Here is a 16,500-nt window from a genome sequence, read left to right on the forward strand (position 1 = left end):
GGCTCGGGCGAGGGCGTTACGCCAGGACCAACCCCCACGACGGGCCTGGGCGGCGGCGTTGCGGCGTCGCCGAAGTCGTCATGTCGTTTCGTCGGTCTGGTGTCAGGCTGGTCGAGGAAGCGCCGCAGGTACAGCGGCCTTGGATTCCCGCGCTGAGGGGATTTGCGCGCTGGACGGGGGCGGGCCGAACGTCATCACGATGCAGGCAAGCCGGATGGGTGGCTCACCGGGAACATGTCGGCGAGTTCCTCTCGCGGTGATGCGTTCGTCGGGGTCCCGCCGCCAGGCGCGCCACGATGATGCGCTCGAACGCTGGGAACGGCCCACGGCCGAGGGCGGGGTGGGCCCGGGTCGTGGCGCCGCCGCGCGTCTCGGCTTGCACGCTGGGCCCGACCGGTCGGGCGGAACCGTCCGTGGCCCGCGGCGCCGGCCACTGGTCTCGACCAACCCGCGTATCGGGCCTGCCCGGTCGGCTGAGGTGCCTGTGACCGTGTGGCGCCGACCTCATGATGGGCTCGGACGCAGTCGTCCGTCCGAGGTCTGCGTGACCCCGTACTTGGCCTGCTCAGAGACGCCTTTCTGGTGGCGGGAGCGGACGCCTGCACCGCGTGATGTGAATCACATTGATCTTGGAAACTTCACCTCTTCCGCGCGGTGATCACTGGCGCTAGCTTTAGCGGGCTTTGCTCCCGCTTTACCTTCTGTGAGGTTTTACGTGTCATCGCGTAGCCGCTGCGGCTTTTTGGTGTCTTCCCCCCGCGCAGTCCTGTTCGGGGGAGGTCGCCGACGTACGGGTGCCGTGGTGGTGTCCGGGGTGCTGATTGCGGGGTTGCTGCAGGTGCCGTGGGTGGCGGCGGCGGTTCCGGCGGTGGCGGAGGAGACCACGCCGGGGTCTGCGGTGAGCGTGCGGGACGCGGTGGAGGAGGCACGGCGGTCGGGTGGGCCGGTGGCGGTGTCGTCGTTGACGGGGGCGCAGCAGGACGTCACGGCGCAGCCGAACGGCGCGGTGGAGTTCGTCGCGCACAGCGAGCCGGTGCGGACGCTGCGGGACGGGAAGTGGACGCCGTTGGATCTGGCGTTGCGCAGGCAGGCGGACGGTTCGTTCGCGCCGGGTGCCGCGGTGTCGACGTTGTGGTTCTCCGGGGGCGGGGACGGGCCCTTCGTGCGGATGTCGCGGGCGGGGCGTGAGTTGGCGTTGACCTGGCCGCACGGCCGCCTGCCGGCGCCGGTGGTGGAGGGTGACAAGGCGGAGTATCGGGGGGTGTTGGGTCCGGATGTGGATCTGGTGCTGCGGGCGACGCCGTCGGGGTTCTCGCATGTGATCAGGGTGAAGACCGCCGAGGCGGCGGCCGATTCTCGGCTGGCGGCGTTGACGCTGGGTCTGGGGGCCGGCGGGTTGAAGGTGCAGTCGGCTTCGGGCGGGGGCTTGACCGCGGTGGACGCGGGGTCGGGTGGGGTGGTGTTCCGGGCCGACAAGCCGATCATGTGGGATTCCCCGGGGACGGCGCCGGCGGGGGCGGTCGCGCCGCGGTCATCGGCGTCCGATCCGGCCCCGGTGGCGGCGGATCTGTCGGCGGCGCCGGCGGACGGCTCCAAGGTCGCCGCGGTGCAGGCGGTGCCCGAAGCGGGGTCTTTGACGTTGCGGCCGGATGCGGCGCTGTTGAAGGGGTCGGACACGCGTTTCCCGGTGTACGTGGATCCGCAGTGGAAGACGCCGGGGGAGTCCGCGGCGGTGATGGTGGGCACGGAGCACACCTCGGCGTCGTGGACCGATGAGGGCATGGGCCTATGCGATGACGCCGACGAGCACATGGATGACTGCGGCGGGCGGGTCACCAAGCGGTTGTTCTACAAGTTCGTGCTGCCGGACTATACCGATGGATGGAATGTCCGGGCTGCGGAGTTCAAACCGACTGAGACGCACGCCTACAACTGCACGGCGAGTGAGATGACGGTGTGGCGGACGAATGGCGTGAGCGGATCCACGTCGTGGGACGCCCAGAACTCGTTCGGGGCGGGCAATTTCTGGTTCCGCAAGCTGCTGACCGACAGCAACGCTTTCGGAAATGACAAGCTCAAATGCGCCGATACGACGTTGACGCTGAGTTCCGAGGCGTTGCGGGACGAGGTGGAGAACGTCTCGCACGCGGCCGGTGACACGATCTGGCTGGGGATGAAGGCCGTCGACGAGGGTTCGGTGACGGGTTGGAAGCGGTTCGACAACGACGCGTCGTTGCGGGTGTTGTTCAACCTGCCGCCCGATCCGCCGCGTGCGGTGCGGACCATCACCACGGACGGTGCGCACGAATGCCGCCCGAAGGAGAATCCGCTCTATCTCACCGAGTGGCCGAAGATGCAGGCGCAGATCTGGGACCCGCAGACCGACGATATGGTGGCGGCGGAGTATCTGGTCGGCTGGGGCGACAGGTACGGCAACAATGCGGGCTGGCAGATCGGCGACCACAGCAACGGGTTGCTCCATTCCGGCGCCGACAAGTCGGGCGCGCATTTCACCAAGAGCCTCGGGGGCACGGTCAACGGGGTGGAGTTGCCGAAGTTCACCCCGATCCGGTGGATGGTGCGTGGGCATGATTTCGACCCGGGGCGGGAGACCGGCAATCCGTCCGATTGGGTGTCGACGGGCTTTTGGAGTCAGTACCTCGACCCGGGCGGCCTGAATGATCCGAACGCGACACCCGGGCATCCGTGCTGGTTCGTGTATGACAACACCAAACCGGCACCACCGAAGATCTCGTCGAGCGACTATCCCGATGACGGCAACTGGCATGACGGCGTCGGTCGGACCGGTCGATTCACCTTCGAGCCGGGACCCTCGCCGGGAGCCACGGCGCCGCTGACGCAGTATCTGTACGAGTTCTTCCCGCCCGGCAGCGGCGGGATGGGCCAAAAACCTGTGAACATCGGGTCGAGCGCCTGTGCGGGGCACAAATGCACGATTCCGTTCGCCCCGACCGCCGGCGGGACGTGGGAGTTGAGGGTGCGGGCCGTCAGCGCCAACGGCCAGGGTGGCGAGGGCACCTATCGGTTCCTGGTGCGGCGGTCACGCGGTGAGGCGGCGCATTGGCGGTTGGACGACACCACCGGCACGACGCTGCGCGATGAGATCACCGTCGCCGGCGGCTATCGCCCGGACGGGCACCGCCACCAGGCGACCCTCGTGGGCGGCGACCACGGGTTGGCGGTGCAGTCGCGGATCGATTCCAAGGCGCTGCGGCTGAACTCCGGTGCCGGCGGCAGCTATGCCGAGACCGGCGAACCGCTGGTGGATCCGTCCGAGAGCTACTCGGTGTCGGCGTGGGTTCGTCCGACGGCCTCGGGGACGTATCCCACCGTTGTGGGGCAGGACGGTTCGAACGTGGGGGCGTTCCGGATCGAGTTCGCCTCCCACAACGGTCACTGGGCGATGACCGGGGTGGGCGCCGATTCCGTTGAGGGTTCGATCAGTCAGGTGTATTCCAAGCAGCCGGCGCGGCTGGGCCAGTGGACGCATCTGGTCGGCGTGCACAACGCCGCGACCAAGCAGCTCAGTCTGTACGTGGATGGCCAGTTGCAGCAGACCACCGGTTATGACGCCGCTGCGTGGGCTACCGCAGAGTTGGGACCGTTTTCGATCGGCCGGTGGAAATGGAACGGCACCAAACGCGACTTCTTCCGCGGCGAGCTCGATGACGTGCGTGTCTTCACGCGAGCGGTGACGGAGGGAGAGGTCGCCTCGTGGTACCGGCCGACCGTGCATGCACGATGGAAGTTGAACGCCCCCGCCGGCCAGAACGTGACGACGGGTGATGACAGCGGCGCCGGGCGGCTGTTGCAGCTGAAGAACGGCGCGAAGATCGTGGCTTCCGACAACTGCCCGGTCACGACCAAATCGTGCCTGGACCTTGGGCAGACCACGACGGGCGCGTACGCGGAGACCACGGGCCCGGTGGTGGACACCGCGGGGAGTTTCACGATGGCGGGCTGGGCGGCGCCGTCTGCGACAGGTGAACAGCCGCAGGTGGTCTGGTCGGCGTCCGGGGCCCAGCAGTCGGCGGTCACCGTCCGCCTCGGCAGTTCCCGGGTCAAGAACGACCACTGGAACCCTGACTTCGATCCTCCAGAGGAGGAGTGGATCACGGTTCACCGGTGGGAGGCGGAGATGGCGGCCTCCGACGACGCGGGCACGGCCCGCAAGATGGTGTGGCACTCGGTATGCAATAGCTGTGAAGGCACCCCGATGCCCGACCACTTGGCGGTGTCCTACAACGCGGACACCGATGTGCTGACACTGTTGGTGAACGGGGCCGCGGACCCGTCGGGAGATAACCGGTCGGCCATGGCCGGGGTGACCGGGTTCACCTCATCTGGCCCGTTGCAGGTCGGTCGGGGTCTCACCGGCGGCACGTCCGGCGGGCACCTGTCGGGGCTGGTGGACGACGTGTGGGCGGTCAAGGGCGCCCTGACCGCGAACGAGGTGGTCGGTCTCGGCGTCGCCACCACGTCGGGGGTGGGCACCGAAGTGGACAACTTCCACGGCAACCCGAAGTTGCCCTTCATCTACCCCGATTCGCCGCCGGGCGCGTTCCGAGTGGTCAATGCGAGCAGCGGCAAATGCCTGACCGTGGTCGCCACCGCGAGCGCCGATGCCCACGCCAGCGGCGCCAACGTCGTGCAGCGCGAATGCGCCGGTGGTCAACGGACGCAGATGTGGAAGCGGGTCGAACGAGCCCCGGGCGTGGAAGAGATCGTCGGCGTGGACGGCGGACGCTGCGTGGACGTGGCGGGCGTCTCCACCGCGGACGGCGCCGACATCGTTCAGTGGGGGTGCATCGCCAGCGCCGCCAACCAGTCCTGGCGGCCGACGCCGGTGACTGGCGGCTTCAAGGTCGTCGCCCAGCACAGCAACAAGTGCATGGACGTGCCCGGTCAACCCACCGACGACGTCGTGCAGTGGACCTGTGTGGACGGGCGGCAGAGCCAGACCTGGCGGTTCGATCCCGTCAACGAGTTCTAAGAGCGGACAGGAACCCCCCTTTCTCATGAAGAGTCGTCACGGTCGCCGCAGCCTGTTCGCCGGCGGATTCGGTCGTCCCCCCTACCGTCCGGGCCGGTCTCGTAGCCTGGTCGCCGCAGTGGCCGCCGTTGCGGTGGGTGCCGGTGTGCTGTCGCCGGTTCCGGCGTCGGCGGCGCCGGACGGCCCCACCAAGGCGCGGCAGTTCCGGCAGGCCAAGCCGGTCGAAGGTCGTTCCTTGGGAGTGAAGGGTCGTGGCGCCGACAGTGAGGGCCTGACGACGGAGCCCCTGGCGGCTCCCGTATGGCCGGCGCCGGGTGTGGCCGAGACGGCAGTACCCGATGGCGGGCGCACGGCGCGGGCGGGCAACCTGCCGGTGTGGGTCGCCGCACCCGGTGAACGAGCCCGGGCAGAACGGGTCCAGGTCCAGATGCTCGACCGCAAGACCGCGGGTCGAGCCGGGGTGCAGGGCGTGCTGTTCACGGTCGGCCGTGTCGATGGGGGCAGGGCGGCGGGCCGGATCACGGTGGGTCTGAGCTACTCGGGGTTCGCGTCGGCGTTCGGCGGCTCGTACGGCTCGCGATTGCGGCTGGTGCGGTATCCGGCGTGTGTGCTCACCACGCCGGAGCGCGCCGAGTGCCGCCGTGCGGTGCCGGTGCCGACGGCCAACGACCCGGTGAAGCAGACTCTGACCGCGCAGGTCGACGCCGCCCCTGTTCGCGGGGCGCCGACGCCGGCGGGATCCTCGACGCCTTCGGCCTTCCCTTCCCCGTCCGCATCGGTGACGCCGCGGGTCCGGTCGCTGTCGGGCGCGCTGACGCGCACGCCGGTCGCCGCCGAGGGGACGACGGTGCTGGCCGCCGAGACGGGCACGGCGGGTGACAAGGGTGACTACGGGGCGACCCAGTTGTCGGCGTCCTCGACGTGGCAGGCAGGGTCGAACACGGGTGAGTTCACCTGGTCGTACCCGATGCGGGTGCCGCCGGTGCCGGGCGGGTTGGCGCCGAAGGTGGCGATCTCGTACTCGTCGGGGGCGGTGGACGGTAAGACCTCCAATGCCAACGCCCAGTCCTCCTGGGTCGGGGAGGGGTTCGAGCTGTGGCCCGGGTTCATCGAACGCCGCTACAAGTCGTGTGAGGACGAGGGCGCGCCCAAGGACCAATGGGGGAACTCGCCCGGCGACCTGTGCTGGGGCTACGGCAATGCCACGCTGACCTGGAACGGCCGCGGCGGCGAGCTGATCCCGGCCTCCGACGGCACGTGGCGGTTGAAGAACGACGACGGCACCCGGATCGAAAAGCTCACCGGCACCGAGGCCAACACCGACAACGGCGACGACGACAACGAGTACTGGAAGGTCACCACCACCGACGGCGCCCGCTACTACTTCGGCAAGCACCGGCTGCCGGGCTGGAGCGAGGGCAAGCCCGGCAGCGGCTCGACGTGGACGGTTCCAGTGTTCGGCGACGACTCCGGCGAGCCCTGCCACAAGACCACCGGTTTCTCCGACTCGTGGTGCCAGCAGGCGTGGCGGTGGAACCTGGACTACGCCGTCGATCCCAACGGCAACGCGATCGCCTACCACTACGACCAAGAGGTCAACTACTACGGCCGCAACCTCAAGCCCGCCGACGAGACCCGCTACGTCCGCGGCGGCACCCTCGCGCGCATCGAGTATGGCCTGCGCGACAACGCCGCCTACGCCAAGCCGCCGGCGCGAGTGGTATTCACCTCGGCCGAACGCTGCCTGGACGACACGGCGACCAACTGCGACCCAGCCCAGATCGACGCGCACGAGGGCCGCTGGGCCGACACCCCGTACGACCTGAACTGCAAGTCCGGCACCGAGTGCAAGGACTTCAACGGCTCCGTCTCGCCAACGTTCTGGACCCGCAAACTCCTCACCGCCGTCACCACACAGACGATCAAACCGGACGGCGCCGACTGGCGGGACGTGGACCACTGGGCGCTGACGCACCGGTGGGGGACCAGCGACAGCGACTACACGTTGCTGCCGACCTCGATCCAGCACACCGGACGCGCGACATCGGCCCCGATCACCCTGCCGAAGGTCACCTTGACCTACGTGGGCCGCGACAACCGCGTCCCCGGCACCTCCGGCTCTTACATGCGCGAACGGCTGTATCACATCGCCGACGATTCAGGCGGCACCGTCACCGCGACCTATTCCACCGCCGACTGCAGCGCCACCTCCAAGCCCACGCCCGAGACCAACACGCGACGGTGCTTCCCGGTGTACTGGGCGCACGACGGCGGCGTCGATCCGACGCTGGACTGGTTCCACAAGTACGTGGTCACCTCGGTGCAGACCAAGGATCGGACCGGGAACGCCCCCGACCAGATCACCGAATACTCTTACGAGGGCGGCGCGGCCTGGCACTTCGACGACGACGACGGGCTGACCAAGGAGAAGTACAAGACCTGGTCACAGTGGCGCGGTTACGGCAAGGTGATCGTCCGGACCGGTGGGGACACCGGGATGACCGCGCAGACCGATCGCTACTTCCTGCGCGGGATGCACGGTGACCGCACCTCCCGCACCGATGCCACCAAGACCCGCACCGTGACCGTGGACCACGGCAACGACGGCGAGGTAACCGATCACGCCGCCTTCGCCGGGCATGAGTTGCGGACGGTGCCGCGCAACGGGATCGACGGCCCGATCGTGTCCTGGACACAGAAGCTGCCGCGCCACTTCCAAACGGCGTCCAAGACCCGCTCCTGGGGCACGGTGACCGCCGACATCACCGTCACCAGGCAGAACACGACCTTCACCAACATGGGCGGGGGGAGCTGGCGGCAGGCCACCGTCCTGCACGACCACGAGGCCGACACGGGCCGCCTGAGCTGGTCCTCCGACCTCGGCGGGCCCGGCGGCGGCGATGACCGCTGCACCCGCCACACCTACGCCGACAACACCGGCGACGCATGGATGCGGTCCTATGTCGCGCGCACCGAGGTCACCCAGGGCTCCTGCGCATGGACGGGGCTGGACCGCACCCAGCACGTGATCTCGGATGTGCGGACCTTTTACGACGGTACCGCCACCCAGCCCCAGAGCGCCTTCAAGTCTGTGAGCAAGGGGCGTGTGACCTACACCGACCGGCTGGTGTCCCACGCCGCCGCCGACGGATCACAGCCGACCTATCAGAAGGTGTCGGCGGTCACCGGCTTCGACGGCTACGGCCGCCCGACCCACGTTCAGGACGCCCACGGCAACGTGGTCTCCACCGTGACCACTCAGACCCCGACCTCCGGCGGGCTCGACAGCAAGATCACCCTGACCGGCCCGCCCCCCACCGCGGGAGCCAAGCCGCACACCACGACCACGACCCTGTACACCCCGCTCGGACGGCCGCTGGCGGCCACCGACCCGGCCGGTGGGCTCACCGAAACGCACTACGACGCCCTCGGGCGACTCACCAATGTGTGGCTGCCCGACCGCGACCGCGGCCGCGGCTTCGGTCCCAGCATGGTGCACACCTACCAGACCACTGAGAACAAGATCGTCGCTGTCGGGACGCAGACCGTCACCAACGACGGCACCATGAGCCCGCCGACCTGGACGCTGTACGACGGTCATCTGCGGCCACGCCAGACCCAGGCCCCCGGCCCCAACGGCGGCCGTGTCATCACCGACACCTTCTACACCCCGCGCGGCCAGGTCCACGCGACCTACCCCACCTACTTCAATCGCCAGGCCGGACCCACACCGGCCCTGTTCGGCCCGGTCACCGAAGGCGAGGTGCAGTCCCAGATCCGCAACACCTATGACGGGCTGGGCCGCACCACCCGCCAGGCTCTGCGAGAGGGCACCGGCGACGTCGTCGAACGCTACGCCACCACCTACGCCTACGGCGTGGACGCCGCCGGCGGCCTGGACACCGTCACCGTCACCCCACCCACCGGCGGAACTCCCACTACCACTTACACCGACGCCCGCGGCCGCAAACTCGAGCTGAGGCAGTACAACGCGGCCACCCCCGCCGGCACCGACTACGTCACCACGCGATACGGCTACGACAACGCCGACCGGCTCATCCGGGTCACCGGTCCCACCGGCAAGGTCTGGACGTACGACTACGACACTCGCGGCCGCAAGACCCACACCACCGACCCCGACCGCGGCGCCACCCAGCACGGCTACGACAACCTCGACCGTCTCACCTGGGTCCAGGACGAGCGCGGAAACACCGGCAAGGTGTTCCACGACTACGACAACCTCGGCCGCAAACTCCGCACCCACGCCGCCGGCGTCGACGGCGCCAAGGGCCCGCTGATCGCATCCTGGGGCTACGACACCGTCCGCACCGGCGCCCTCACCTTCGCCTCACGTCACGCGCCCGGACCCGACGGAGTCGTCCGCGAGTACAAGACCCGCGTCGACACCTACGACTCCTTCGGCCGCCCGGCGATGACCTCGGTCATCATCCCCGAAGGCGAAACCGGCCTGACCAACACCTACAGCTTCGGCGCCGGCTACAACCCCGATGGCACCCTGCGCACCGCCAGCCTGCCCGAAGCGGGCGGGCTGCCCGCCGAGATCCTGCTCCACACCTACAACGACCTCAAACAACCCACCGGACTGTCGGGCATCGACTCCTACGTCGACGGCACCGGCTACACCAACATCGGCCAACTGCAGAGCCTGGTCATGTCCTCCGGCGGTCCCACGATCCATGCCACCTACGGCTACGACCCCGTCACCGGGCAGTTGACCGGCCACTCGGTCATCCGCGAGAACATCAACGGCTACGTCCGCGACGCCACCTACGCCTACGACCACGCCGGCAACGTCACCCGCATCACCGACCAGGGCCTGGGCGGCACCGACACCCAGTGCTTCGACCACGACCACCTGCGCCGCCTGACCGACGCCTGGACCCAGAACACCACCACCTGCGCAACCGACCCGGCCACGGCGACCATCGCCGGCCCGGACCCCTACCGGATCGGCTACGGCTACGACGACGCCGGCAACCGCACCTGGGAGAAGCAGTACGACACCACCGGCAACGTCCAAGCCGAACGCACCTACACCTACGCCGGCCAACCCGGCGCCCACACCTCCGTGACCGGCCACATGCTCGGCGCCGTCACCCAGACCGGCACCAGTCCCATTGCCGGCACACCCGCCGCCGACGCCCACGAGACCTACCAATACGACACCGTCGGCAACACTCAACGACGCACCATCGGCGGACGCACCCAAACCTTCGACTGGAACCACGAAGGCGAAATCTCCAAGATCACCGACACCGGCGGCACCGACGGCACCGGCAAGGGCGACACCACCTACGTCTACACCGCCGACGGAGATCGCCTCATCAGCCGCGACCCCGACGGCACCACCCTCTACCTGCCCGGTGGCATGGAACTCACCGTCCCCAAGAACACCGCCACCGCCACCGCCACCCGCTACTACACCCACGCCGGACAAACCCTCGCCACACGCACCACCAACGCCGTCACCTTCCTCACCGGCGACCATCAGGGCACCAGCCAGATCGCCATCGACGGCCACGACCTCACCCAGATCAGCAAACGCCGCACCACCCCCTTCGGCCAACCCCGCAGCCGCACCGAAGGCACCACCGCATGGCCCGCCCTCATGGACAAGGGCTACGTCGGCGGCACCAACGACCCCACAGGCCTCACCCACCTCAGCGCCCGCGAGTACAACCCCGACACCGGTCGCTTCGTCAGCATCGACCCGCTCTTCAACCTCGACGAACCCCAGAGTTGGAACGGCTACGCCTACGCGGGGAACAATCCCGTCACCCTCAGCGACCCCGACGGCCTCGACCCCTATGGCTGCTCACCGTCAAGCGAGTCCTGCGTCGAGGACAACCAGAAGCGGGCCAAGGAACAGCAGAACAACGAGGGGTCGGACGGTAGTAGCGGTGGCTCCAGCGGCGGCGGCTCCAACGGGGGTGGCGGCAGCTGGGTGATGAACAAGGTCAACAGAGTCGCTGGTGAAACTTTCCTCAACGGACTCAAGGGCGCCTTCGGTCTGGGCAAGAACGTCGTCGGCTGCATCGGGAAGATGAGGTTCCTGGGAACCTGCGGTGCCGTGGCTCAGGCCCTCAACCCGATCAACATGTACCACGACACGATCGACCCCATTGTCGAGGACGTGAGGAACGGACGACCTCTCGACGCGGCAGGAAAGGTCATGGGCCTCGCGATCCTCGCCGTAGCCACCCGTGGCGCGGGAAGGGTCGCCCGCCCCAGCGGCCGCGGCCGAGGCTGCAGCAGCTTCGTGCCGGGAACCCTCGTCCTCATGGCGGATGGCACCCACAAGCCGATCGAGGACATCGAAGTCGGCGACAAGGTCATGGCCACCGACCCGGAAACAGGTGAAACCAAGGCACAGCCGGTCACGGCCACCATCACGACGGCCGGGGAGAAGGAACTCGTCGAGATCACCGTCGGCACGGGAGTCCTGGACGGCGGCGGCCCCGAACCCATCATCGCCACCGATGAACACCCCTTTTGGGTCCCGGGGATTCTCGGAGGTTGGACCGACGCTGGAGACCTCCGCCCAGGCATGTGGCTGCACACCAACACCGGCGCACCCATCAAGATCAAGTCCACCCGCGCCCGCACAACCCCCGCCCAGCGCGTCCACAACCTCACCATCGCCGACACACACACGTACTATGCCTTGGCGAGTGACACCCCGATACTTGTTCACAACTGCGACGGTGAAATCCACTGGGTTAACGAAAATGCCAATATGAGCCCTGCGGCTCGAACCTATGATGCTGGCGCAATCGGTTCGCTGACGGGTAAGGCACCCGCGCTTCAGTATTACAAGGCAGGTAGTAACACGCTCAGCCAGATCAAGTTCGACGGCTACGATGCTGTCAATGGTGTTATGATCGATCGCAAGCTGAACGTCACCGGGTTCCCGAAGACTTATAGGCAGGCTCAGAATCAGTCGCTGGCGTTGGAGCAGAACGGATTGGGGGGGGTTTGGGAGGTTCCCAACGCCGCAACCGCCGCCCAGGCTCGTCGGATCCTGGGGCAACAGCTGATCACGAACATCAAGGTTAGGATCGTAGCACCTTGACCAGTGTAGACCGAGTACTGGCGAAGGCCGTCATGGAACTCATCATCTCAATCGAACTCTCTGATGATGATGACATTGACCCCGATGTGGCCACCACTATCACCGAGCCGGTGGGCTACCTTCTCAATACTGTTTCTGAAGAAGTTCGGCAGGCGCTGATCGATCTGTTCCGGGAAGTGGCGACGGAGGAAGAAGTGCCAGACAGAAGAGCCATGGCTATGCAATTTCCCGAGGCGATCGGTCTAGTGGTGCCTGAATAGACAAAGCGAACATCGGTGGAATGGGGGGCCATGCCGTGGATGACGGTTCAGGTCGTCGAGTGATCTGCAGGCGGTCCGCGCGGGCCGCTTCGTACTCGGCCGACTGCCAATCGCTGAGCGAAGCCCGCCCTTCGGCTGTGCGGACGGTCCGGCCGACCGCGACGATCAGACGGGTATCGGTATCGATGATGACCTGTATGTTCACCAAGTACCGGTAGTGCTTCGCCAACGCCGACACACTCCGGTCGTGGGTGGGCACCAGCGTGCCGTCCGCGATCAACACCGCGTCCGGCCCGTGCCGCCGATTTTCAACGAACTCGGCCGCACGTCAGCCAATTGGTGGATCAATCTCAAGCTCCCCAACTAAAGGCCGGACCGTGCGATGATGATGCTGGATGCGATACCAGAAATGGCTCTTCCTTGATTCAAAGAGCCGAGTGGGTCGGAGCGGGCTTCGCATCCATCTCTAACCGTACGATCGCCAAGTCGGCAGTTGATCTCCTTGAGTATTCGTTCGTGATGGGTGGCCCTTCGAGTGCTACTGAGTTTCTGACTCAGGTGTATGAGGTGGTGGATGTGCTCGCCTTTGAAGAGCGTGTGAACATGGCGTATGTGAATGCAAGGCCGAGATGGAAATCGGGCAGGCGATCGGCTGGTCCAGTAGAACTCTCGGCCTTGCTCTAGAGCGCGCGCCGCGAAGCTTGCAAGTTTTGCCCCCAAGGGCGCGTTTTGCAACGCGACTGCTTTGACGGAGTCGGCACAAAGAGGAAGCCGCCGTGCATGCCGCAGACGGTGTCGCTCACACGTACCATGTACTCGCGGGCGACGTGGCGATTCTTGTCCATAACGACGAACCGTGTGTTCGCGGAGTGGGTGACCTGCCGACGAAGGTGGTGGACAGCAACATGGGTCACATCGACGTGGCCCGCGCGGAGCAGGCAGGCTTCACGACCATTGGTGATGGGCGTGATGCCATCCGCGACCTGGGTAAACGGATCGAGACGTCTGATTTCCCGAAGGAACGATTCTGGATACAGCACGCGCTGATCGACTGCTGGTCCCGATCGACTCTAAGGGGTATGCCGTCTATCAGATCAAGCCCAACGAGAATGCTGTTTTCAAAACTATTTTGGAGCGTCGATGACTGCAGGAGAGGAGACTTTGAGTGAGCCCTTCTGGAACCTGGGAGACGCCGAGGAGGAGAGGGTGGTGCAAGATATCCTGAAGCGACGTTTTCCGGTGACTTATCCTCTTCTGGGAAGAAGTCTGGAAGTTGCGGATCCAATGAACGTGGTATATCCGGGAAATTCCGACGAGTACTCGGATGTGGTTCGAGAATTGGTTGTCCTTCTCGCTCCTGTAAATGGAGATATTTCAAAGCTCGGTGCGGCAGATTTGAAAGGCCTCATTGTTGAGGCGCTGGCCCGATGTTTCGGAGGGGAAGCGGAGGAATCGAGAGTCGAGAGCGCTGTCCGAACGCTCCGGCGATCCTTCTCGGAGGCGGCCCTAGAGTAGGCGAACCTTTCGTAGATGTCAGTAGGTGCCGAACTTCAGGAATCCGCGATCCTCTTAGGCGGATAGAAGATTTCGGGTTTTGTTCCACTCTATGATTGTTTCGAGCGGTCACGTGGTGATGGAGGACATCTGTGGGTCGGCGAATAAGTCGCACAGAAGGTGAGGGACTTCACATTTCCCGCTTGGAAAGGCTGCGGATGCTGCACTGGGCTTCGTCGCTGGTCGATACATGCCAAAAGTAAGTTTGATGACGTCATTTTCTGATGGCGAAATCTTTTCATGGCGCCCCCGTTGATACCAGAAGGTTTTGAAGAACGGGTCATGCGGGCATGTGCCTCCGCGGTGGAGCCTTTGAGGTTCACCCGCGTGGCCGACGGCAACGTGTTCGTGTGTGCACTTTCCCCCGACGTTCAGGCGTGGCTGGGGTTGAGTGTCTCCCTCGAAATACGTCCTGGCTCGATAGCCGTAAACCCTGCGGTCGGACTTCGTCATCCAAAATTGCAGGAAGCCTACGCGGAGCTTCTGGGCATTTCCACTCCACGCTTTTTCGTCAACGCCACCTTCGCCGAGGCATTGGTCGATATCGAGCCCGGACCGTCATCTTATCAATGGGTGTTCGCCCCTGGTGACGACTTGATGATCGAAGCAACCTCGCTGGCTCAGGACATCGAAAGGTGCGGACTGGACCACTTTCGTTCGAAGGTCAGCCTGGACGGCATTATCGAACTGCTCGAATCATCATCCGGCACACTCGATGAAATCGAGCGTCTCGCCATTGCCTACGGCCTGGCCGGTGACCTTCCGAGTGCGCAGGCCAAGCTCAGAGCCTTGCAAGAAGAGGAACCCGAGTTCGAAAAGGATTTCGTCGAACGTTTCCTACGCAAATTTCAGAGTTGATCCGCGCGTGAGGCGATTAGTGCAGATGTTGGGCGACTTCGTCGAGGTCTGTGGGGCATTATACGTACTGGACGCCCCGCCCGCCTCGCTGGCGCGCGAGCGCGCTAGGTGAAGGCACGCGGGAATTGAACCAGCTTCGCGCCGGTCGCCGGTACCTACCCGGTCAACGTCCCGCTGCCCGCTCGTGGCGTCGAGGCGGCATTGACGGGTTCCGCACGAACCGGCCCAGACAGACTCGGTGTGGTGCACATGCGGGCAGACGACCCGTCGCCGTGGGCGTTGAAGGACGGACCCGCAGCCGCGCGGTGCACCCTGCGAAGTCTCGGAGACACTGTTCGGAACCCGGGTGCGGACTCATCCGGCACTGATCGCGTTCGGCCTCGGGCCATCGTTGATGGACCGTAGGGGAGGCAGGCGTGGGCCCCGGACGGCTTTCGGCGTGGTGGTGGGCGGGTCATCGGAGGTGTTCGCCGGGCTCAGCGCCCGGCGGTGGCGTGCTCGGGTGGAGCCGTGGTCCGTCGTGCCATGGGTCATTCGGCCGACGGGCGCGCCGCCGCAACACCACGAGGAAGGCGGTCACCGCAGCCGTCACCAGTCCCGTGGCGATGACCGCCGGCGACAGCAGTGCGGGGACGGCGGAACCGGTCCCTCTGCGTGCGGGAAGAGAGGTCTGCGGGCCCCTGGCGGGGGGCGTGGGCGCAAGGGTGCGAAGGACCCTGTCGAGCCGTTCGTAGACGGGGTTGGGGGCGTTCGCCGGGACCTTGTGCCGCAACGCTCGCCGGATGCTGATGGCGCCGAATCCGGTGAGGTCGTCTCGGCCTCTGGGCCCGAGGTCGACGGTGGTGTTGGTGACCAGTTGGACGACCCTGCGGGCCGGCATGTCCGGGAATCTGCTGCGGACGAGCGCGAAGGCGCCCGAGGCCAGCGCGGAGGCGTTGCTGGTCCCGGCGGTGTGCACGATCTTTCCCTCCCTGCCCACCACCGGAATCCCGCTTCCCGGGGCGGCGACGACGACGTAGGGCTGACGCTGGGTCTGTTCCCAGGGACGTCCACGGTTGTCGATGGCGCCCACTCCGACGACGCCGGGGCATGAGGCCGGGTACTCGGGCACGTTGTGGCTGTCGCCGGTGTTGCCCGCCGCGGCGACGACGACGACGTCCTTCTGCGCGGCGTAGATGATGGCCTGTTGCACGGCGGGCGGGCACTCCCGGTTTCCGGGTGAGGCCGCCAGCGAGATGTTGATGACCTTGGCCCCGCGGTCGGCGGCGAAGCGTAGGCCGCGCACGAACGTCGGGTCGCCCAGGCCTCGTTCGATGATGGGAAGGATCTTGGCGCGGGGTGCGATGCCGAAGAGGCCGGTGCCGCGCCCCTGAGCCGTGATGAGGCCGGCCATGGCGGTTCCGTGCCCGTATCCGGTGTCGTCGACGTCCCTGCGGCCGTCGGTGCGGGTGCCGTTGAGGTCGAGGCCTTTCAGGACCGTGCCCCGTAGGTCGGGTAGCCGCGCGTTGGCGCCGCTGTCGATGACGGCGACGGTGACCCCGGCCCCTTGGGTCAGTGGCCATACCTTCGACTGGATGGCCCAGGAGTCGAACCACCACTGTAGGCGCGGGTTCGGGCGGGGGGCTGCGGGTACCGCGGGTGCCGCGGCGGCCGCCGTCGGCGCGACCGCCATGATGATCGCCGATGCGGCGGCGGCCAGTCGTCTCCGATGTCGCAACGCT

Annotated in this window: 7 protein-coding genes; 5 read left to right on the top strand and 2 right to left on the bottom strand. The window is 66.6% G+C overall.

Annotation, left to right across the window (positions count from 1 at the left end):
* Positions 1 to 805 precede the first annotated feature (805 nt).
* The 3 genes from DFJ69_RS29520 to DFJ69_RS29530 all read left to right on the top strand — a co-directional run bounded on the left by DFJ69_RS29520 (position 806) and on the right by DFJ69_RS29530 (position 12,367).
* Positions 806 to 5,014 carry a LamG-like jellyroll fold domain-containing protein gene (locus tag DFJ69_RS29520; RefSeq protein ID WP_147312467.1) on the top strand — a complete coding sequence of 1,403 codons (4,209 nt, stop codon included), beginning with the start codon at positions 806 to 808 and terminating at the stop codon, positions 5,012 to 5,014.
* 118 nt (positions 5,015 to 5,132) lie between these two features.
* Positions 5,133 to 12,107 (top strand): polymorphic toxin-type HINT domain-containing protein, encoded by a 6,975-nt coding sequence (locus DFJ69_RS29525; RefSeq protein ID WP_147312468.1) that lies wholly within the window; start codon positions 5,133 to 5,135, stop codon positions 12,105 to 12,107.
* A gap of 32 nt (positions 12,108 to 12,139) precedes the next feature.
* The gene (locus DFJ69_RS29530) at positions 12,140 to 12,367 is read left to right on the top strand and encodes a hypothetical protein (protein ID WP_116025617.1); all 228 of its coding nucleotides are present in this window, start codon (positions 12,140 to 12,142) and stop codon (positions 12,365 to 12,367) included.
* Positions 12,368 to 13,047: 680 nt separating this feature from the next.
* Here DFJ69_RS29530 and DFJ69_RS33915 read toward each other — a convergent pair.
* The gene (locus DFJ69_RS33915) at positions 13,048 to 13,407 is read right to left on the bottom strand and encodes a hypothetical protein (RefSeq protein WP_147312469.1); all 360 of its coding nucleotides are present in this window, start codon (positions 13,405 to 13,407) and stop codon (positions 13,048 to 13,050) included.
* 100 nt (positions 13,408 to 13,507) lie between these two features.
* On the opposite strand from DFJ69_RS33915, the gene DFJ69_RS33920 reads away from it, so the two are divergent.
* Both DFJ69_RS33920 and DFJ69_RS29535 read left to right on the top strand, forming a co-directional pair.
* Complete coding sequence (locus DFJ69_RS33920) at positions 13,508 to 13,882, top strand: hypothetical protein (RefSeq protein ID WP_147312470.1); 375 nt, start codon at positions 13,508 to 13,510, stop codon at positions 13,880 to 13,882.
* A gap of 366 nt (positions 13,883 to 14,248) precedes the next feature.
* Positions 14,249 to 14,779, top strand: coding sequence for a hypothetical protein (locus DFJ69_RS29535; protein ID WP_147312471.1), 531 nt, complete (start codon positions 14,249 to 14,251; stop codon positions 14,777 to 14,779).
* A gap of 454 nt (positions 14,780 to 15,233) precedes the next feature.
* Here DFJ69_RS29535 and DFJ69_RS29540 read toward each other — a convergent pair whose 3' ends face one another.
* A complete protein-coding gene (locus DFJ69_RS29540; protein ID WP_147312472.1) occupies positions 15,234 to 16,496 on the bottom strand; it encodes a S8 family serine peptidase in 1,263 nt (420 codons plus the stop codon).
* Positions 16,497 to 16,500 lie beyond the last annotated feature (4 nt).

The organism is Thermomonospora umbrina, assembly GCF_003386555.1.
GTDB lineage: Bacteria > Actinomycetota > Actinomycetes > Streptosporangiales > Streptosporangiaceae > Thermomonospora > Thermomonospora umbrina.

Coding starts and splice junctions, on each gene's coding strand:
- DFJ69_RS33920 (WP_147312470.1), top strand. CDS start 13,508: ATGACTGCAGGAGAGGAGACTTTGAGTGAGCCCTTCTGGAACCTGGGA.
- DFJ69_RS29530 (WP_116025617.1), top strand. CDS start 12,140: ATGGAACTCATCATCTCAATCGAACTCTCTGATGATGATGACATTGAC.